Here is a 17,563-nt window from a genome sequence, read left to right as displayed (position 1 = left end):
TTACCTGTTTCCGGTGACGGCCATGGTCAGCATGTCATAGCTTTTGCGGTAAAGCTGTGCGGCCAACCTATAGTGATCGCCGATCTCGGCGGCCTTCACGGCCTGTTCTTCGAGGTTCACGGTATTGCCATCCAAGGTCGTGCCCTTGGCGTATCCGTCCGTCACCTCGCGCACGCCGGGCGTGCCATGGGCGACACCGGTGAAATGTTTGTCATGGGTGGTCACCAGCCCGGTGTCGCGCGACAACTCGCCGCTGAGCATCGATTCAAAGGACGATACATCGCGCGCCTTGTAGTTCGGGGTCGAGGCATTGGCGACGTTTTCAGACACGACCTTCTGCCGGGCCGAGAGCCACTGCATCCGGTCCGACGCAAGTCCAAGAATAGAAAGATTAGACAAGTTCATTTTTTTGCCTATAGCCTGTTTAATCCTTGTATAGTAAATATTGCCCCGCGCTCCTAGAGGAAATTTATCCATGCAGACACTCTTTTCCGAGCTGACCAGTTTCGCCCGCGAGGCAGGCGAGGCCGAGATCACCGGCGAAGTGCGCGCGATCACCGGCATCACGCTGACCGCCGTGGGGCTGGAGCGGGTCTTGGGGATCGGCGAGCGCTGCATCGTGCATGGCTCCGACGGGCCGGTCCATGCCGAGGTGGTGGGGCTGGGCAGTCACGGCACGGAATTGCTCCCCTTCGGCTCATGGCGCGGGGTGGCGGCGGGCGACCGGGTCGAGGTCGCGATTGGCCGCGATGTGATCCGCCCCGATGAAAGCTGGAAGGGCCGGGTGATCAGCGCCTCGGCGACCCCGCTCGACGGGAAAGGACATCTGCCCGAGGGCAACGACCCCCGCCCGCTGCGCGCCGCCCCGCCGGGCGCTTTCGACCGCAAGCGCATCGGGCCGAAACTCGCGACCCATGTCCGCGCGCTGGATGTTTTCACGCCGCTTTGTCAGGGCCAGCGCTTGGGCATTTTCGCCGGCTCCGGCGTCGGGAAATCGACGCTCATGGCCATGCTGGCACGCTATACGGGCTGCGACGTGGTGGTCATGGCGCTGGTCGGCGAACGCGGACGCGAGGTGCAGGATTTCATCTCGACCGACCTCGGCCCCGAGGGGATGGAAAAGGCGGTTCTTGTTGTCGCCACGGGCGATGAGCCGCCGCTGACCCGCCGCCAAGCCGCTTGGACCGCCATGGCCGTGGCCGAACATTTCCGCGATCAGGGCCAACATGTGCTCCTCTTGATGGACAGCGTCACCCGCTTCGCCATGGCGCAGCGCGAAATCGGCCTCGCCTCGCGCGAACCGCCCACCGCCAAGGGCTATCCGCCGACGGTTTTCTCGGAGCTTCCGCAGATGCTGGAGCGCGCCGGGCCGGGGCCGGTGGGTAAGGGGGATATTACCGCGATTTTCACCGTTTTGGTGGATGGCGACGACATGAACGACCCCATCGCCGATGCCGTGCGCGGGATCACCGACGGGCATATCGTGCTCGACCGCAAGATCGCCGAAAAGGGCCGCTACCCGGCGATTGACCTGCTGGCGAGCGTCTCTCGAACGTTGCCGGATTGCCACAGTGATGTGGAATATACGCTGCTCACCGCCGCCCATAAGGCGCTGGCGGCCCATGCGGATATGGAAGAATTGATCCGCATCGGGGCCTACCGCGCGGGCAGCAACCCCGAGCTTGACCGCGCCATCGCCTTTGCCGGACCTTGCGAGGCTTTCCTGAGCCAGCGCAAGGCCGAGCATACCCCGCCGCAATCCTCTTTTGCCGAGGTGGCAGGGATGCTCGACCGGGCAGGCATCAGCCCGGGCTGAGCTTTACCGCAGATTGAACTTCTAGGGTCGCCCGGCTGCAGGCCGGGCAGCGCCGACCCGCCCCCCTGGGGCGGCGCTTTCAGCACCACCCCGCGGGTCGGCGCTGCCCTTCGTGGTATAAAAAAATCTCGCCCCGATTGCCTCGCCGCCACCCCCAGCGTGGAGGGTGGGAAAGGCCGACCTACGTCGCCTACTGCAACCGGCGCAGCAACTCGACCGAAGGTTCACCCGTCGCGGGCAGGCCCGCGCTGGCCTGATAGGCGCTGATCGCCTTGCGGCTGTTCGGCCCGATCACCCCATCCGCGCCATCGGTATCGAACCCCCGCGCGGTCAGCCGTTGCTGCAACGCGATCCGGTCGTCCTTGGTCAGCCCATTAGCATCGGGCGGGAAGCTGCCGCGCAGCGGCCCGCCGCCCGCGATGCGATCCGCCAGATGGCCCACGCCAATCGCATAGCTGTCGGAGTTGTTGTAGCGTTTCAACGCGCGGAAGTTGCTGGTCACCACGAACTGCGGCCCGCCCGCCTGCGGCTGGATCACCGACCCCGCGCTGGCGGGAAGACTGCCCAACTCACCGCCCCATTTCAGCCCCCGCGTCCAGCCGTTGCGCGACAGATATGCGGCGGTGGAGGCCAGCGCATCGCTGGGGTCTTCCGACCAGATATCGCGCCGCCCGTCGCCGGTGAAATCCACCGCGAAGGCTTGGTAAGAGGTGGGGATGAACTGCGTATGCCCCATTGCCCCGGCCCAAGACCCGGTCAGCCGGTCGGCAGTGATGTCGCCGTTTTGCAGGATCTTCAGCGCCGCGATCAACTGCTTTTCAAAGAACGCCCCGCGCCGACCATCATAGGCCAATGTCGAGGTGGCTGAGACGACAGGCACATTGCCACGCCGTTCGCCAAAGAAGCTCTCCAGCCCCCAGACCGCCGCGACGATCTCTGCCGCGACGCCGTAGCGGTTTTCGATCGCGCTTAGGGTGCTGCGGTGCCGTGCGAAGGCGGCGCGCCCCTTGGAAACACGCTCGTCCGAGGCCGCGATGGCAAGGTAGTCTTCCAGACTGCGGCTGAATTCCGTCTGGTTGCGGTCCCGCTTGACCACGCCGGGCAAATAGCCCGTGCCGCGGAACCCGCGGGCCAAAGTGCTGGCCGAAATCCCCTGTGCAGTGGCACGGTTTTTGAAAGCCGCGACCCATGCGTCATAGCCCGCGTTGGGCACGGGGCGCAGATCGTCCGGCACCCCCGCCGCCGCCGCGGGGCCAAGCGCGCCGCCCCCGGTCGAACAGGCCGAGGTCAGCCCCAATGCGGCAAGGCCGAATGCGAATGTTCTGCGTGAATGTCTCATAAAACCTGCCTGTCGCTGCGTTCTTGCCTTTTGCACAGCATATCGCAGGCAGGTCGCCCGACAAGGCGGGATCGCCCCTATGGCAAGGCTTTGCCTAAGAAATTGACGCGGCTGGCTTTACTGACCGGGCTGGTACAAAGGCACCGTCGACATCGACATCTTGGCCGAACCGTCCTGCACCCGTTGACTGTGGCTGATGTAGATCAGCGTGTTGTTCTCTTCGTCGAAAATACGCTTGACCTTCAGGGTCTTGAAGATGATCGAGCGGCGCTCGCTAAAGACATTCTCACCTTCGTCGCCACGGTCAATGTCACCAATCTCAATCGGGCCGGTCTGGCGGCAGGAGATCGAAGAGTTCGACGGGTCTTCGAACCAATTGCCCTTTTGCAGCCGGTCGATCAGCCCGCGTTCGAAAAAGGCCAGATGGCAGGTCACGCCCTTCACCTTGGGGTCGGCCACGGCTTCGACAATGATGTCATTGCCCAGCCAATCCACATCCACCTTGCCGACCTCTTCGGCGCTGGCAGTGGTGGCGAAAATACTGGCGGAGAGGGCGGCGGCGCGGGCAAATGTCTTATTCATGGCAGGCAAACGCGCAGCGGGCGGCGCGGTTCCCGAAAATTCGCACGGTGGCCTCACCGCCGGGATTTGGCCAGCGCGCAGGCCGCCTCATGCTGGCTGAGAAAGACCTCCCCGGTCAGCTCGTCAAGGAAATGACTGCGTTTCAGCCGGTCCATCACCGGGCCTTTCACCTCGCTCAAGTGCAGGCGAATATCGGCATCCCGCAGCCGCGTGTTGATCGCTTCGAGCGATTCCAGCGCCGAGAGGTCGATTTCATTCACCGCGGGGAACATCAGCACCACATCCGTGAGGTCAGGCTTATCGGCGGCATATTGCGCCAGCTGATCCTCCAAGAACCGCGCATTGGGAAAATAGAGGCTTTCGTCCACCCGCAGGCTCAGCACGTGTGGCTGGGTCTCAACCTCATGCCGCAGCACATTGCGGAAATGCTCGGTCCCCGGCACCCGGCCCACCACGGCCATATGCGGGCGGGAGGTCTTGTAAAGATGCACGAGGATCGAAGTCACGACGCCCGCGCTCACCCCGGCTTCGACGCCGAAGATCAGCGTCAGCAGGATCGTCACGCTGACGGCGGCGAAATCGGCGTGGCTGAAGGCCCAAGCGCGTTTCAGGATTGAGAAGTCGACGAGGCTCAGCACCGCGACGATGATCGTGGCGGCCAGCGTGGCTTTGGGCAGGTAGTGGATGAGCGGCGTCAGAAAAAGCGCCGCCAGCGCCAGCCCGGCGGCAGTGAAAGCGCCTGCGGCAGGGGTCTCGGCGCCCGCGTCGAAGTTCACCACCGAGCGCGAGAAGCCCCCGGTGACCGGAAAGCCGCCGGTAAAGGCCGCGCCAAGGTTGGCGCTGCCGAGGCCGATCAACTCCTGATCCGGGTCGATCCGCTGGCGTTTCTTTGCGGCCAAGGTCTGCGCCACGCTGATGCTCTCGACAAAGCCGATGACCGAGATCAGCAGCGCCGGGACGAAGAGTTGCGCCAGCAGGTCGGGGGAGAAGGAGGGCAGGGTGAGCGGCGGCAGGCTCTGCGGCACTTCCCCCACGATCGCAACACCCCGCGCACCCAGATCGAAGCCCCAGACCGCCAGCGTCGTGGCCAAGATCGCCAGCACCGGCCCGGTTTTGGCCCCGATATCCGCCATCTGCGGCCCCAGCCCCATGCGCCGCAGCAGCGGTTTCAGTCCGCCGCGCACCCAGAACAGGAAGGCCGTGGCGGCCAAGCCCAAGCCGAGGGTGATGACATTGACCTCCCCCAGATGCGCCCAGAGGCTCGACAGGATCTGCGGCAGGGTATGCCCCTCGGCCTCGATCCCCAGAATATGCCGCAACTGGCTGGCGGCGATCAGGATGCCGGAGGCGGTGATGAAGCCCGCGATCACCGGGTGCGACAGGAAATTCGCCAGAAACCCCAGCCGAAACAGCCCAAGCGCCAGCAGCATCGCACCCGACAGAAAGGCCAGCGTCAGCGCCGCCGTGACATAGCCCGCCGTGCCGCTCTGCGCGATCTCGCCCACTGCCGCCGCCGTCATCAGCGAGACCACGGCCACCGGCCCCACCGCCAGCGCGCGGCTGGTGCCAAAGATGGCGTAGAGCACGATGGGCGCGATGGAGGCATAGATCCCGGCCTCGGGCGGCATCCCCGCCAAAAGCGCATAGGCCAGCGATTGCGGGATCAGCATGATCGTCACGATCACCGCCGCGATCATATCCCCGGTGAACTGGCCGCGGTCATAGCGCCGCCCCCAGTCGAGGATCGGCAGGTAGTGCGAAAGCGAAGGGAGAGGCATGGGCGGCGATCCGTCAGATAGGGGCGGCCCCAAGGGGCCGCCCGGTTGGCTCAATCGAAACGGTTTACGGGCAGTTTCAGGTAGTGATGGCCATCATCCTCCGCCGGGGGCAGTCGGCCGCCGCGCAGGTTGATCTGCAATGCGGCGAGGATGCGGTTGGGCAGCGACAGGGTCGCGTCGCGTTTCTGGCGGCGCTCGATGTAGTCCTCGCGCTTGGTGCCATCCTTGACGTGGATGTTATGGGCGCGGTGCTCGTCCACCGTGGCCTCCCACCGGGGCTCATCGCGCTCATCGGTGCCGTAGTCATGGCCGATGTAAAGCCGCGTGTCGCCGGGCAGGGCGAGGATGTCTTGGATCGAGTCCCACAACTCCTCAGTCGTGCCGCCGGGGAAATCCGACCGCGAGGTGCCCGCGTCGGGCTGCATCAGCGTGTCATGCACGAAGGCCGCATCGCCACAGACATAGGTGATCGACCCCAGCGTATGCCCGGGCGACAGCATCACCTTGGCGTCAAGCTCGCCGATCTTGAAGGTCTCGCCCTCCTGAAACAGGTGATCAAAATCGCGATCCGGGTCAAAGGCATCGGGCATGTTGTAAAGATCGGCCCAAATCTTGGCGATCTCAGGCACCAGCGCGCCAATAGCGTTGGGCGCGCCCGTACGCTCTTTCAACTGGGCCGAGGCCATGACGTGATCCGCATGGGGGTGGGTATCCAGCACCCATTCCACGGTGAGGCCATTTTCCTTAACCAGATCAAGCACCTGATCCATGCTTTCGGTCGTGAACTTGTAGTTCTTCGGGTCGAAGTTCCACACCACGTCGATCAACGCGGCCTTCTTTGTCGCCGGATCGGCACAGATGTACTGGATCGAGCCGGTGTCAGGCTCATAGATGCCCCAGACATCGGGGCTGCCTGCTCCGGTCGAAGGGGAGTGGCGCACGACGGGTGAATTGAGAGGGTCGCTCATCTGGCTGGTCCTTTCTTGGATTTAGAGGTCAAATTAGGGCTGTGCCGGGCGACCCACATGCCGCCCAGCATGAAGGGGACAAAGATCAAGGTGCCGCTGGCCGCGATGGGCAGGGCGGTCAATGCCGGGCCGGGGCAAAAGCCGCCCAAGCCCCAGCCGATGCCGAAAATCGCGGCGCCGGTTAGCAGTTTCGGCTCAAGGTCGTTGCGGGTGGGAAGGCGGAATTTATGGTCGAAATAGGGGGTCTGACGGCAGCGGAACAGCCATGCGAACCCCGGTGCCGTCACCGCGATGGCGCCGCCCATGACAAAGGCAAGGCTGGGATCCCATGTGCCAAAAACATCGAGGAAGTTCAGCACTTTGGCCGGGTCGGCCATGCCGGAAACGATCAGGCCTATGCCGAACAAAAGGCCGGAGAGCAGGGCAAAGAACTGTTTCATGTCACCCTCCGATCACATGGCGCATGACAAAGACGGTCACGAATGCCGTCGCCATGAAGGTCACCGTCGCCACGATCGACCGCGCCGAGCCTCGGCTGATCCCGCAGACGCCGTGGCCCGAGGTGCAGCCGTTGCCATAGGTCGCGCCAAAGCCGACGAGCAGCCCGGCCACGGCCATCAGGACGGGGTTCGAAGGCACCCATTGCTGCGGCCAGCCACCCGAGGTAATCAACCAAAGCGGCGCCGCGAGCAAAAGCCCCAATACGAAGAAAAACGACACGCCCCGCGCTTCGCCGTCGCTGTCACGCGCGAAAAGCCGAGAGGTCAGCCCGCTGATCCCCGCGATGCGGCCGTTCGTGGCCATCAACAGCACCGCCGAGGCCCCGATCATCGCGCCGCCGCTCAGCGACAGCCATGGTGTGAATTCGGTTTCCATCTCTCAACTCCTTACGGCCCGCCAAGCGGCTGCCTTGTGTCAGACTTTAAATCAGTATATATTACGTCATCATAATATTCAATGATGCTAATATGAAAAACACGGACGACTTTCTGGATGGCGATATCGCCGGGGCTGCGGCGCTTATGACGATGCTTGCCTCAGAAGCGCGGTTGCAGATCCTGTGCCGTCTGATCAGTGGGGAACGCTCGGTCGGGGATTTGGCGCAGGCCTGCGGTCTGTCGCAATCCACCATGTCGCAGCAGTTGAAAAAGTTGAAGGACGCCGGTCTGGTCGACAGCCGCCGGGCGGGGCAGACGATCTTTTACCGCGTCAAGGGGCAGGAAGCCGTGGCCGTTCTGGAAACGCTGCATGGCCTCTACTGCGCGCAAAAGTAAAACGCCCAGCAAAACCGGGCGCTTCTCTTACGCTTTGCTATCTGCGTAGGATTTAACCAACTGACCGATCTTCTCTTCGGTCAGGTCGATGCCGCGGGCCTTGCCCTCCTGCAGGGCCGTGTCACCGTCCCAACCCTTATCCGCCGCGAGCGCCATCAAGGTCATCGCCCCTGCACGTTTGCCCGACGCGCAGTGCAGAAACACCGGCTGGGGCAAGTCGTCTAGTGATTGGCGGAATTCATCCACCGTCTCGGGTCCGAGGCTGTCCGGCGTCACCGGATGGTGCAGGTAGTTCAACCCCAGCTTCTCGGCCACCAGCCGCTCTGCATCGGGGGAGAGGCCGCCTTTCTCATCCGAGGCACGGAAGTTCACCAGTGTTTTCATCCCGGCCGAGGCCGCCTGCTCCAGCCCTTTTGCGTCCGGCGTGAACAGGGCCACGTTATGGGCAGGGTCGATGGTCGCGATCTTTTGGCTGTCGTCGGTCATTCTGGCCTCCTTCTCTGCGCGGATGCAGTCGCCCGCGCGTGGTGGTTTCAGCGGCCCAACCCCAACCCGGCGCAACTGTTCCCCGCTTAGCAGAACGGGCCGCGCTGCGCAGATATAATCCGAGTATTAAAGTCAGGATTGTCACCGCCGCCCGGTTTTGCTAGGCAGCTGGCAGAAATTCCGCTTGGCGCAAGAGGTGCTGCGACGATTCTGCCCAGCTGTGGCAGGCGCCCCAGACCTGCGCCGTGATCAAAGACAAACCCATCGGGAGCCACCCCCATGCCGCATTTTCGTTCCGCGTTCCTCGCGGCCCTGTCCCTGACCATCGCCGAAGGCGCCGCCGCCGAGACGCCCGCTGCAACCCCGGCCAGCGCCTCGCCCGCGCTCAAGGTCGAACTGAACGCCGCCGACACCACGGAAGCCAATTGCAAGCTGACCTTCCTCATCACCAACGAGCTTTCCGCCCCGCTCGACAAGGCGGTCTATGAAACGGTGCTGTTCGACCGCGAAGGCACCGTGAACCGGCTAACGCTCTTCGATTTCGGCGAACTGCCCGTTGGCCGCCCGCGCGTGCGTCAATTCGTGGTGCCGCAGATCACCTGCGAAAACCTTGGCCGCATCCTCTTTAATGGCGCGCAAAGCTGTGACGGCGCGGGGATCGAGGCGGGCACCTGCGAAAGCGCGCTGGCCCCGGCGACCCGGACCGAGATCGAGGTGCTGGGCTGATGGATCAACTTGACGCGCTGCTGACCCCGCTGCGGGGCATTGCCGAAACCGGTGGCCCGGTGGTGGTGATCCTGATGGCCGTGGCCGTGCTGACCCTTGCGGTCGCGCTTTATAAGACTTGGCAGTTCCGCGCCGCCGCCGTGGGCCGCCACCGGGCGCTGTCCGAAGCGGTCAACGCATGGGAGCGTGGCGATGCCGCCGCCGCCCGCGCGGCGCTGGGCCGGTCGAAAAGCTACCTCGCCCCGGTGATCGAATTGGCCATGTCCGCGCCTGAGGCGGGTGCCTCTCGCTTGCAGGCCGAGGCCGAGATGCGTTTTGCCAAGCTAGAGCGCGGCTTCCGCCTGCTTGATTCCGTGGCGCAGCTTGCCCCGCTCTTGGGTCTCTTCGGCACGGTTCTGGGCATGATCGAAGCCTTCCGCGCCTTGCAGGATGCGGGCTCTCAGGTGGACCCGTCGATCCTCGCCGGTGGCATCTGGGTGGCGCTTCTGACCACTGCCGTCGGGCTTGTCGTGGCCATGCCGACCGCGCTGGTGCTCAGCTGGCTTGAGCAACGCATGGAGAACGAGCGCGTCATCGCCGATAAGGCGATCCTCACCGTGCTGCACCCGGGCCAGAACGCGGCCCCCGCCGCTGCGCCCGCCGCCACGCCCTTTGCCGCCGCCGCGCCCCGGCCAGCCCATGGCTAGGCCACGCCGGCGGCGCAACCGCCTCTCCATGACCTCCCTGATCGACGTGATCTTTCTGCTGTTGTTGTTTTTCATGCTGACCTCGACCTTCTCAAAATTTGCCGAGATCGAATTGGCCGCAGCGACATCCGGGGCAGGGGCCGAGGCGGGGGCGAAACCCTATTTCCTGCAACTGACCACCGAGGGGCTGCGCCTCAACGGCGATGCGCTGGCGCTTGACGCGTTGACCGCCAGCCCCTTGGCCGAGGCCGAGGAGGGCACCCCGCTTTTGGTCTCGCTCGGGGCCCAGGTCGAGGCGCAGGCGCTGGCCGATCTGCTCATCGCGCTGCGCGCCCTGCCGGGGCTCAGCGTCTCGGTTCTGGAGGGCTGACCATGCGACCCATCGCCAAGGCCAAACCGCAACGCGAACCGACCATCGCGCTGATCAACATCGTCTTTCTGATGCTGGTCTTCTTCATGGTCGCAGGCACCCTGTCGCAGCCGCTCGATTCCGATCTCAACCTCGTCGAAACCCGCGAGCTTGAGGGCCGCGCCCCGCCCAATGCGCTGGTGGTCCATGCCGATGGCCGCATGACCTACGCAGGCCAAGACCGCGCCAGCGTGGTCGATTTCATCGACGCGCTGCCCGAAGAAGAGCGCGACACCGTGCGGCTCCTCCCCGACCGTGCGCTGCCCGCCCGCCGCCTTGTCGAACTGACTCGCGAGCTGCGCGGGGCAGGGGCCGCGCGCGTCATGCTTGTCACCGAAAGGGCGCTGCAATGATCCCCCGTTCCGGTCTCGTCAAAACACTTTCCATCGGCGTCGCGGCCAGCCTCGTCGTGGGCGTGTCGCAACTCGCCCAGATCGACGACAGCGCCAAGATCGCAGGCGGCGGCGCGCCCGCCGCGGCCCAGCTTGGCACGCGGTTCGAGGATATGGCGGTCGGCACATTGGATGCCGAACCGGTGGAAGAGATCACCCCAACCCCCGGACCCGAACCGCTGGAGACCGCAGAGGCCCTGCCGCCGACCCCCGCGCCCGAGCCCACGCTCACCCCCACGCCTGCGCCCGTCGCAGAGCCGGTGCAGACGGTTGAGGCCGAGCCGATGCCCGTGGCCCCGCCCGCCGCCGCGCCGACAGAGACGCCGGTCTTGCCCGCCCTGACCCCGGTCGAAACCCCGCCCGAGACGACTGAGGCCACGCCAACCATTACGGCTGCCGCCCCGGTGCCGCCGGTCGAAACCCTCACCGCCGAGGCCGAGGATGACGCGCCGCGCCTGTCGCAGCGCCCGCAGCGCCGCGACCCCGAACGCGCCGCCGAGGCCGCCAAGAAGGCCAAGCCCAAGCCGCAGCCGAAACCCAAGCCCAAACAGACCACGCGCGGCAATGCGAAGCGCAACAACACCAAGGGCGCGCAGACCGCCAGCCGCGCGGGCAATGCCGCGCAATCGGGCAGCCGCCAACGTGCCGCCGCGCCTGCGGGCAATGCGGCGGCCAGCAACTATCCCGGCAAGGTGATGAGCCGCATCGCCCGCGTCGGCAAGCCGCGCGTCCGCTCCCGCGGGACGGCTGTGATCGCCTTTTCCATCGGTGGGGGCGGGCAGTTGGCAGGGGTTCGCGTGGCCCGCAGTTCCGGGTCGGCGGCGCTGGATCAGGCGGCGCTTGGCATCATTCGCAAGGCCGCCCCTTTCCCGCGCCCGCCCGCCGGGGCACGGCGCAACTTCTCGATCCAGATCAAGGGCCGGTAACGGGCAGGCGGAGGGCTCAGCCCTCCGCGATCACCCCATCGACCGCCGTGCCCAGCATCTCGACCGTCATCTCGATTTCCTCGGGTGGAGAGGTAAAGGCCGGAGCCAGCAGAACGTGATCCCCCGCCGTGCCATCGGCGCAGCCCTGCGAAGGGTAGCAGATCATCCCTGCCTCCATCGCCGCGCGCTGGATCTTGCCCGCAAGGTTGCGGCTGACGTCGAAGGGCGTCTTGCTGTCGCAGTCGGCCACCAGTTCGATGGACCAGAACAGCCCGCGCCCGCGAATGTCACCGACATGGGCATGCTGGCCGAAGCGGTCGCGCAGCGCGGTTTCCAACTGCTGCCCCCGGGTGCGCACCGCGCTCAGCAAATCGCGGCTCTCGACCTCTTGCAGCACCGCCAGCGCGCCCGCCGTGGCCACCGCATGGGACATATAGGTGTGCCCGTTCCACAGGTTGCCGCTGCCCGCCATGATCGCCTCGATCACGCTTTGCCGCGCCATCACCGCCGCGATCGGCTGGTAGCCCGCGCCGAGGCCCTTGGCCATGGTGGTGATATCGGCGCAAATGCCTTCCTGCTCCAACGCGAAAAGGCTGCCCGTCCGCCCCATGCCGCACATCACCTCATCAGCGATGAGCAGCACGCCGTACCGATCACAAATCTCACGCACATGTTTGAAATATCCCGCAGGCGCGGGCTGGGAGCCGAGCGAGGCGCCGACCACCGGCTCGGCCACGAAGGCGGCCACCGTCTCCGGCCCCAGCTCAACAATCCGCGCCTCCAACTGATCCGCCAGCCGCCGCGCGAAATCCGCCGCGCTCTCGCCCTCGCGTTGCAGGCGGTAGGCATAGGCGGCGTCGATATGCTCGACCTCCATCAACATCGGGGCAAAGGGTTTGCGGCGCCCGGCATGACCGCCCACGGCCAAGGCCCCCAGCGTATTGCCGTGATAGCTGGGCTTGCGCGCGATGATCTTGGCGCGCGCCGTGTCGCCGCGCTCCAGATGGTACTGCCGGGCGAGCTTCAGCGCCGCCTCCATCGCTTCGGACCCGCTGCCCAGATACATGACCCGGCCTTCGCCCGTACCCTCGGGCGCGCGGGCGATGAGATGGTCGGCCAGTGCCTCTGCCGGGGCGTTGGTGAAAAGGCCAGTATGGGCAAAGACAAGCTTGTCCATCTGCGCGGCGACGGCGGCGCGCACGGCGGCATTGTCATGCCCAAGGCTTGATACAGCCGCACCGCCACAGGCGTCCAGATAGCGCTTCCCCTTGTCATCAATAAGGAAATTTCCTTCTCCGCGTACGATCACAGGTTGCGTGGCGCGCAGGTTACGGTGCAATACATGGCTCATCGTAGAATCCGATCCTTGGGGTCGACCCTATTTACCGCTTCGCCTGCTGACTGCCACATTAATCAGCACAAGGCGCCTATTCGGAAAAGCTTGGGCTGACCTAGGGTCAGGAGAAGCTTGACAGGTAAAATATTTTATCAAACGGTAAAATACCTAACCAACGGGGGATAAAAATGACACAACGCAATTTCACACGCCGCTTCCTATTGGGTACGGCGGCCATGCTGGCGGGTGCCAGCCTTTTGCCGCAGGGCGCGCTGGCCGCCGAGCCGATCAAGGTTGCGGGCGTCTACACCGTGCCGGTGGAACAGCAATGGGTCAGCCGTATCCACAAGGCTGCCGAGGCGGCACAGGAACGTGGCGACATCGAGTATACCTTCACCGAGAATGTCTCAAACACCGATTACGCCCGCGTGCTGCGTGAATATGCCGAGGCCGGCAACCAGTTGATCGTGGGCGAGGTCTTCGGCGCCGAGGCCGAGGCCCGCGAGGTCGCCGCCGATTACCCCGAGGTTGCCTTCCTCATGGGCTCCAGCTTCAAGCAGGACGATGCGCTGCCGAATTTCGCGGTCTTCGACAATTACATTCAAGACGCGGCCTACCTTTCGGGCATCGTAGCAGGGTCGATGACCGAGAGCGGCAACATCGGCATGGTCGGCGGCTTCCCGATCCCGGAAGTGAACCGCCTGATGCATGCTTTCATGGCTGGCGCTGCCGAGATGAACCCCGATATCAAGTTCCAAGTCAGCTTCATCGGCTCTTGGTTCGATCCGCCCAAAGCCAAGGAAACCGCCTTCGCTATGGTCGAGCAGGGGGCCGACGTGCTCTATGCCGAGCGTTTCGGCGTCTCGGACGCGGCGCAGGAGAAGGGTGTTCTGGCGATCGGCAACGTGATCGATACGCAAGCCGAATACCCCGAGACCGTCGTCGCCTCCGCCCTGTGGCATTTCGAGCCGACGCTCGATGCCGCCATCGCCGCCGTCAAAGCGGGCGAGTTCAAGGCCGACGACTACGGCCGCTATTCCTTCATGGCCGAGGGTGGTTCCTCGCTCGCGCCTCTGGGCACCTTTGAGGGCAAGGTCCCGCAAGAGGCGATGGACCTCATCGAGGAGCGCGAGAAGGCGATCCGCGACGGGTCCTTCACGGTCGAGATCAACGACGAAGAGCCGAAGTCCAACTAAATGACCGATCAAAACCCCGAGGCGCAGGTGGTCCTGCGCCTCGATGGCATTACCAAACGATTTGGCAAACTCACCGCCAATGACGCGATCTCCTTCGATCTGCGGCAGGGCGAAGTCATTGCCCTGTTGGGCGAAAACGGCGCGGGCAAGACCACGCTGATGAACATCCTCTTCGGCCACTACACGCCCGACGAGGGCCATGTGGAGGTTTTTGGCGAGCGTCTGCCCGCCGGTAACCCCCGCGCCGCGCTGGCCGCCGGTGTCGGCATGGTGCACCAGCATTTCACGCTGGCCGACAACATGTCCGTTCTGGAGAACATCGTGCTTGGCACCCGCTCGATCTGGCGACCCGGCTTTGGCCGTGCGCAGGCGCGGCAGCGGATCGTGGCGTTGATGGAGGACTACGGTCTCAGGGTCGATCCCGACGCCCAAGTCGGCAGCCTCAGCGTCGGCGAACGGCAGCGGGTCGAGATCCTGAAAGCCCTCTACCGCGAGGCGCGTATCCTGATCCTCGACGAACCCACGGCGGTGCTGACCCCGCAGGAAACCGAGGACCTCTTTGCCACCATGCGAAAAGCGGTCGCCCTTGGCCTCTCGGTCATTTTCATTTCCCACAAGCTGCATGAGGTCATGGCGATCTCCTCGCGCGTCGTGGTGCTGCGTCACGGCAAGTTGGTGGCCGAGGCCAAGACCGCCGAGACCGACCGCGCCGCCATGGCGCAGATGATGGTGGGCTCCGAAGTCGCCGCCCCCGTGGTGCGCCGCGCCGATCCCGGTGCCGCGCTGGTGACGCTTCAGGGTGTCTCCACGCCCGACGTCGGCAGCGCGCCGGGGCTGAAGAATGTCGATCTGGAACTGCGCGCGGGCCAGATCACCGGCCTCGCCGGGGTGTCCGGCAACGGGCAGACGGCGCTTGCTGACCTCATCGGCGGCCTCATTCGCCCTGCCTCCGGCACGTTCCACGTGAAAGGCGCCGCGCCGCGCGGCTGGTCGCCCCATGCCGCCATCGGCGCGGGCATCGCCCGCATTCCCGAAGACCGCCATAAGACCGGCACCATCGCCGATTTCGATCTCACCGAGAACGCGGTGCTCGAGCTCTATTCCCGCCCCGGGTTTTCCCGCCACGGCTGGATGAACTGGCGCGCCGCGCGCGATTTCGCGGCCAAGATCATCAAGGGATACGACGTGCGCTGCCCCGATCCCGAAACGCGCATTCGGCTGCTCTCAGGCGGCAACATGCAAAAGCTGATCTTGGGCCGGGTGCTGGAAACCGCGCCTTCGGTGGTGCTGGCCAACCAACCGGTGCGCGGCCTCGACATCGGGGCGCTCACCTACGTGCACGAACAACTCTTGGCCGCCCGCGACCGCGGGGCGGCGGTGCTGCTGATTTCCGAAGACCTCGACGAGGTCACGGCGCTGTCGGACGTGATCCACGTGATCTCCGAAGGCCGCCTTTCGCCCCCCTTCGCCCGCGGCGCGCTTACCCCTGCCGAATTGGGCGTCTGGATGGCGGGCGATGGATTCGAGGAGACCTCTCATGCGGCTTGAACCCGTCGCCAACCCCACGTGGACCCGCTCACTGGGCCTGCCCGCGCTGGCGCTTTTCGCCACCGTGGTCGTCGCCTCTCTGCTGGCGATGGTCGCGGGCGCGCAGCCGTTTTCGGTGCTGGGCCTGATCGTCAAGGGCGCCTTCGGCTCGAAATTCGCGTTGTTGGAGACGCTTAACCGCGCCACGCCGCTGATCTTCACCGGCCTCGCCGTCGCCGTCGCCTTCCGCGCGAAACTGTGGAACATCGGCGCCGAGGCGCAGCTTTACATGGGCGCGGTCGTCACCGTGGTGCTGGGCACCGGCGCGCTGGCATGGCCCAGCTTCGCGCTGCTGCCGACGATTGCCGTCGCCGCCATGCTCGCCGGGGCCGTGGTACTGCTGGTGCCGACCTTCCTCAAGACCCGCTTCGGCGTCGATGAGGTCGTCACCACGCTGCTTTTGAATTTCGTCGTGCTGCTCTGGGTCTCCATGCTACTCGAAGGGCCGCTGAAAGACCCGATGGGTCTCGGCTGGCCCAAGTCCGCCCGGCTGATCGGGGAGGCGCGTCTGCCGCGCATCGCCGAGGGGCTGCGGCTGCACTGGGGCTTTGGCCTCGCGCTGATCTCGGCGCTGGTGGTCTGGGTGATCCAGCGCCGCAGCACGCTGGGCTACGAGATGCGCGCGGTGGGTCTGAACCCCGCGGCGGCGCGTTTCGCGGGCATCCCGGTGAACGCCGTGCTGATCAAGACGGCGCTCTTGTCGGGCGGCCTTGCCGCACTGGCAGGCTTTTCCGAGGTGGCGGGACTCAAGGGCAACCTCACCTTGGATATCTCGCCGGGCTTTGGCTACACCGGGATCATCGTCGCCATGTTGGCGCTTTTGAACCCCTTGGGCGTGGTGGTGGCGGCGCTCTTCGTCGCCGGCATCTTCGTGGGTGCCGACAGCATGAGCCGCGCCGCGGGCGTGCCGACATATCTCGCCGACATCATGCTGGCGCTGGCGCTGCTGGCGATGGTGCTGGCGATCATGCTCACGAAATTCCGGGTGAGGCGCGACTGATGGATATTTTCGACATTCTCCTTCAGGCGAGCTTTTGGACCGCCGCGATCCGCATCGCCTCGCCGCTGATCTTCGCCGCCTTGGGCGAGTTGATCTGCGAGCGGGCAGGGGTTCTGAACCTTGGTATCGAAGGCATCATGGTCGTCGGCGCCTTTGCCGGCTGGCTTACCGTCTATCTCGGCGGCGGGCTGTGGTTCGGCGTGGCGGTGGCGATGCTCTCGGGCATGGCCTTCGGGCTGGTGCACGGCGTGCTCACCGTGCCCTTTGGCCTCAGCCAGCATGTCGTCGGCCTTGGAATCACGCTGTTGGCGACATCGCTCACCTACTATTGCTACCGTCTGGCGCTGCCCGAGGTCACTTCGCCGCCCAAGATCGAGGCCTTCCAGCCGCTGGAGATCCCGCTCCTGTCCGAGATCCCGGTGATCGGTCCCGCGCTCTTCAACCAGACCCCGCTGACCTATCTGGCCTTCGTGCTGGTGCTGGTGGTCACGCTGGTGCTTTACCGCACGCCCATGGGCCTCGCCCTGCGCGCGGCGGGCGAGAATCCGGCGGCGGTGGAGGCGCAGGGGCTCAGCGTCTCGGCAATCCGCATCGGCGCGGTCATGGTTGGCAGCGGGCTGATGGCCGTGGGCGGGGCCTTCCTGACCATGTCGGCCTTCAACTCGTTCTTCTTCGAGATGGTCAACGGCCGCGGCTGGATCTGCATCGCGCTGGTGGTCTTCGGCTCGTGGAAGCCGGGCAAGACGCTTCTGGGCGCGGTGCTCTTCGCCGCCTTCGACGCACTGCAGATCCGGGTGCAGCAGACGCCGCTTGGGGCCGACATTCCCTATCAGATTTTCCTCATGGCGCCTTATATCCTGTCGATCCTCGCGCTTGTCGTCATGTCGCGCCGCGCGCAGGTGCCAGCGGCGCTGATGGTGCCGTTCAACAAGGGTGAGCGCTGAACGCAGCGCTCCCTCTCAACCCTTCCGTCCGGCCGCAGGCCGGGCAGCCCCCGGCCGCCCCCCCGGGCGGGGGCTTTCACCCCCCACCCGCGGCCGGGGACTGCCCTTCGTGGTATTC

Annotated in this window: 20 protein-coding genes; 11 read left to right on the top strand and 9 right to left on the bottom strand. The window is 65.3% G+C overall.

The features are described from left to right. Nucleotides 1–405 carry a flagellar basal body rod protein FlgB gene (gene flgB / locus ACGYK2_RS11720; RefSeq protein ID WP_271689298.1) on the bottom strand — a complete coding sequence of 135 codons (405 nt, stop codon included), beginning with the start codon at nt 403–405 and terminating at the stop codon, nt 1–3. A gap of 70 nt (nt 406–475) precedes the next feature. Here flgB and ACGYK2_RS11715 point away from each other — a divergent pair, with 70 nt between their 5' ends. Next, nucleotides 476–1,816, top strand: a complete 1,341-nt coding sequence (locus ACGYK2_RS11715; RefSeq protein ID WP_271689299.1) for a FliI/YscN family ATPase — start codon at nt 476–478, stop codon at nt 1,814–1,816. 190 nt (nt 1,817–2,006) lie between these two features. Here ACGYK2_RS11715 and ACGYK2_RS11710 read toward each other — a convergent pair whose 3' ends face one another. From ACGYK2_RS11710 to ACGYK2_RS11685, 6 genes are all read right to left on the bottom strand, one after another. Continuing rightward, a complete protein-coding gene (locus ACGYK2_RS11710) occupies nt 2,007–3,155 on the bottom strand; it encodes a lytic murein transglycosylase (RefSeq protein ID WP_271689300.1) in 1,149 nt (382 codons plus the stop codon). Nucleotides 3,156–3,272: 117 nt separating this feature from the next. Then, the gene (locus tag ACGYK2_RS11705) at nt 3,273–3,737 is read right to left on the bottom strand and encodes a CreA family protein (protein ID WP_271689301.1); all 465 of its coding nucleotides are present in this window, start codon (nt 3,735–3,737) and stop codon (nt 3,273–3,275) included. A gap of 53 nt (nt 3,738–3,790) precedes the next feature. Beyond that, entirely contained in the window at nt 3,791–5,515 is a 1,725-nt protein-coding gene (locus tag ACGYK2_RS11700) for a SulP family inorganic anion transporter (protein ID WP_276154464.1), read from the bottom strand. Nucleotides 5,516–5,565: 50 nt separating this feature from the next. Beyond that, nucleotides 5,566–6,483: an MBL fold metallo-hydrolase gene (locus tag ACGYK2_RS11695; RefSeq protein ID WP_271689303.1), complete on the bottom strand. Its 918-nt coding sequence runs from the start codon at nt 6,481–6,483 to the stop codon at nt 5,566–5,568. Beyond that, the gene (locus ACGYK2_RS11690) at nt 6,480–6,923 is read right to left on the bottom strand and encodes a YeeE/YedE family protein (RefSeq protein ID WP_271689304.1); all 444 of its coding nucleotides are present in this window, start codon (nt 6,921–6,923) and stop codon (nt 6,480–6,482) included. The genes ACGYK2_RS11695 and ACGYK2_RS11690 overlap by 4 nt, the downstream gene beginning before the upstream one ends. Before the next feature lies 1 nt (nt 6,924). Next, nucleotides 6,925–7,359, bottom strand: coding sequence for a YeeE/YedE family protein (locus tag ACGYK2_RS11685; RefSeq protein WP_271689305.1), 435 nt, complete (start codon nt 7,357–7,359; stop codon nt 6,925–6,927). 92 nt (nt 7,360–7,451) lie between these two features. Here ACGYK2_RS11685 and ACGYK2_RS11680 point away from each other — a divergent pair, with 92 nt between their 5' ends. Continuing rightward, nucleotides 7,452–7,757, top strand: a complete 306-nt coding sequence (locus ACGYK2_RS11680; protein WP_271689306.1) for a metalloregulator ArsR/SmtB family transcription factor — start codon at nt 7,452–7,454, stop codon at nt 7,755–7,757. A 27-nt stretch (nt 7,758–7,784) separates the two neighbouring features. Here ACGYK2_RS11680 and ACGYK2_RS11675 read toward each other — a convergent pair whose 3' ends face one another. Next, a complete protein-coding gene (locus tag ACGYK2_RS11675; RefSeq protein WP_271689307.1) occupies nt 7,785–8,243 on the bottom strand; it encodes a beta-lactamase hydrolase domain-containing protein in 459 nt (152 codons plus the stop codon). Between the two features lie 279 nt (nt 8,244–8,522). Here ACGYK2_RS11675 and ACGYK2_RS11670 point away from each other — a divergent pair, with 279 nt between their 5' ends. From ACGYK2_RS11670 to ACGYK2_RS11650, 5 genes are read left to right on the top strand one after another with little or no spacing between them, the layout of a single operon-like run. Continuing rightward, nucleotides 8,523–8,969 carry a hypothetical protein gene (locus ACGYK2_RS11670; protein WP_271689308.1) on the top strand — a complete coding sequence of 149 codons (447 nt, stop codon included), beginning with the start codon at nt 8,523–8,525 and terminating at the stop codon, nt 8,967–8,969. Then, nucleotides 8,969–9,655 carry a MotA/TolQ/ExbB proton channel family protein gene (locus tag ACGYK2_RS11665; RefSeq protein WP_067264877.1) on the top strand — a complete coding sequence of 229 codons (687 nt, stop codon included), beginning with the start codon at nt 8,969–8,971 and terminating at the stop codon, nt 9,653–9,655. The genes ACGYK2_RS11670 and ACGYK2_RS11665 overlap by 1 nt, the downstream gene beginning before the upstream one ends. Next, complete coding sequence (locus ACGYK2_RS11660) at nt 9,648–10,025, top strand: biopolymer transporter ExbD (RefSeq protein WP_276154465.1); 378 nt, start codon at nt 9,648–9,650, stop codon at nt 10,023–10,025. Before ACGYK2_RS11665 ends, ACGYK2_RS11660 begins: the two co-directional genes overlap by 8 nt. 2 nt (nt 10,026–10,027) lie before the next feature. Further along, complete coding sequence (locus ACGYK2_RS11655) at nt 10,028–10,417, top strand: biopolymer transporter ExbD (RefSeq protein ID WP_209217482.1); 390 nt, start codon at nt 10,028–10,030, stop codon at nt 10,415–10,417. After that, complete coding sequence (locus tag ACGYK2_RS11650; protein ID WP_271689309.1) at nt 10,414–11,382, top strand: TonB family protein; 969 nt, start codon at nt 10,414–10,416, stop codon at nt 11,380–11,382. The genes ACGYK2_RS11655 and ACGYK2_RS11650 overlap by 4 nt, the downstream gene beginning before the upstream one ends. Nucleotides 11,383–11,398: 16 nt before the next feature. Here ACGYK2_RS11650 and ACGYK2_RS11645 read toward each other — a convergent pair whose 3' ends face one another. Next, nucleotides 11,399–12,733 (bottom strand): aspartate aminotransferase family protein, encoded by a 1,335-nt coding sequence (locus ACGYK2_RS11645; protein WP_271689310.1) that lies wholly within the window; start codon nt 12,731–12,733, stop codon nt 11,399–11,401. A gap of 173 nt (nt 12,734–12,906) precedes the next feature. Here ACGYK2_RS11645 and ACGYK2_RS11640 point away from each other — a divergent pair, with 173 nt between their 5' ends. The 4 genes from ACGYK2_RS11640 to ACGYK2_RS11625 are packed head-to-tail and all read left to right on the top strand — an operon-like array spanning nt 12,907 to nt 17,445. Next, entirely contained in the window at nt 12,907–13,914 is a 1,008-nt protein-coding gene (locus ACGYK2_RS11640; protein WP_271689311.1) for a BMP family protein, read from the top strand. Then, nucleotides 13,915–15,462, top strand: a complete 1,548-nt coding sequence (locus ACGYK2_RS11635) for an ABC transporter ATP-binding protein (protein WP_271689312.1) — start codon at nt 13,915–13,917, stop codon at nt 15,460–15,462. Continuing rightward, on the top strand, nt 15,452–16,501 hold the full coding sequence (locus ACGYK2_RS11630; RefSeq protein WP_271689313.1) for an ABC transporter permease: 1,050 nt from the start codon (nt 15,452–15,454) through the stop codon (nt 16,499–16,501). Before ACGYK2_RS11635 ends, ACGYK2_RS11630 begins: the two co-directional genes overlap by 11 nt. Beyond that, nucleotides 16,501–17,445 (top strand): ABC transporter permease, encoded by a 945-nt coding sequence (locus ACGYK2_RS11625; RefSeq protein WP_271689314.1) that lies wholly within the window; start codon nt 16,501–16,503, stop codon nt 17,443–17,445. Before ACGYK2_RS11630 ends, ACGYK2_RS11625 begins: the two co-directional genes overlap by 1 nt. The last annotated feature ends 118 nt before the right edge of the window (nt 17,446–17,563 follow it).

The organism is Sulfitobacter sp. 1A10359, assembly GCF_043558145.1.
Classification (GTDB): Bacteria; Pseudomonadota; Alphaproteobacteria; order Rhodobacterales; family Rhodobacteraceae; genus Sulfitobacter; species Sulfitobacter faviae.
The sequence above is the reverse complement of the archived record's forward strand: the minus strand, read 5'-3'. Positions and strand labels throughout refer to the sequence as shown.

Coding starts and splice junctions, on each gene's coding strand:
- flgB (WP_271689298.1), bottom strand. CDS start 405: ATGAACTTGTCTAATCTTTCTATTCTTGGACTTGCGTCGGACCGGATG.
- ACGYK2_RS11715 (WP_271689299.1), top strand. CDS start 476: ATGCAGACACTCTTTTCCGAGCTGACCAGTTTCGCCCGCGAGGCAGGC.
- ACGYK2_RS11710 (WP_271689300.1), bottom strand. CDS start 3,155: ATGAGACATTCACGCAGAACATTCGCATTCGGCCTTGCCGCATTGGGG.
- ACGYK2_RS11705 (WP_271689301.1), bottom strand. CDS start 3,737: ATGAATAAGACATTTGCCCGCGCCGCCGCCCTCTCCGCCAGTATTTTC.
- ACGYK2_RS11700 (WP_276154464.1), bottom strand. CDS start 5,515: ATGCCTCTCCCTTCGCTTTCGCACTACCTGCCGATCCTCGACTGGGGG.
- ACGYK2_RS11695 (WP_271689303.1), bottom strand. CDS start 6,483: ATGAGCGACCCTCTCAATTCACCCGTCGTGCGCCACTCCCCTTCGACC.
- ACGYK2_RS11690 (WP_271689304.1), bottom strand. CDS start 6,923: ATGAAACAGTTCTTTGCCCTGCTCTCCGGCCTTTTGTTCGGCATAGGC.
- ACGYK2_RS11685 (WP_271689305.1), bottom strand. CDS start 7,359: ATGGAAACCGAATTCACACCATGGCTGTCGCTGAGCGGCGGCGCGATG.
- ACGYK2_RS11680 (WP_271689306.1), top strand. CDS start 7,452: ATGAAAAACACGGACGACTTTCTGGATGGCGATATCGCCGGGGCTGCG.
- ACGYK2_RS11675 (WP_271689307.1), bottom strand. CDS start 8,243: ATGACCGACGACAGCCAAAAGATCGCGACCATCGACCCTGCCCATAAC.
- ACGYK2_RS11670 (WP_271689308.1), top strand. CDS start 8,523: ATGCCGCATTTTCGTTCCGCGTTCCTCGCGGCCCTGTCCCTGACCATC.
- ACGYK2_RS11665 (WP_067264877.1), top strand. CDS start 8,969: ATGGATCAACTTGACGCGCTGCTGACCCCGCTGCGGGGCATTGCCGAA.
- ACGYK2_RS11660 (WP_276154465.1), top strand. CDS start 9,648: ATGGCTAGGCCACGCCGGCGGCGCAACCGCCTCTCCATGACCTCCCTG.
- ACGYK2_RS11655 (WP_209217482.1), top strand. CDS start 10,028: ATGCGACCCATCGCCAAGGCCAAACCGCAACGCGAACCGACCATCGCG.
- ACGYK2_RS11650 (WP_271689309.1), top strand. CDS start 10,414: ATGATCCCCCGTTCCGGTCTCGTCAAAACACTTTCCATCGGCGTCGCG.
- ACGYK2_RS11645 (WP_271689310.1), bottom strand. CDS start 12,733: ATGAGCCATGTATTGCACCGTAACCTGCGCGCCACGCAACCTGTGATC.
- ACGYK2_RS11640 (WP_271689311.1), top strand. CDS start 12,907: ATGACACAACGCAATTTCACACGCCGCTTCCTATTGGGTACGGCGGCC.
- ACGYK2_RS11635 (WP_271689312.1), top strand. CDS start 13,915: ATGACCGATCAAAACCCCGAGGCGCAGGTGGTCCTGCGCCTCGATGGC.
- ACGYK2_RS11630 (WP_271689313.1), top strand. CDS start 15,452: ATGCGGCTTGAACCCGTCGCCAACCCCACGTGGACCCGCTCACTGGGC.
- ACGYK2_RS11625 (WP_271689314.1), top strand. CDS start 16,501: ATGGATATTTTCGACATTCTCCTTCAGGCGAGCTTTTGGACCGCCGCG.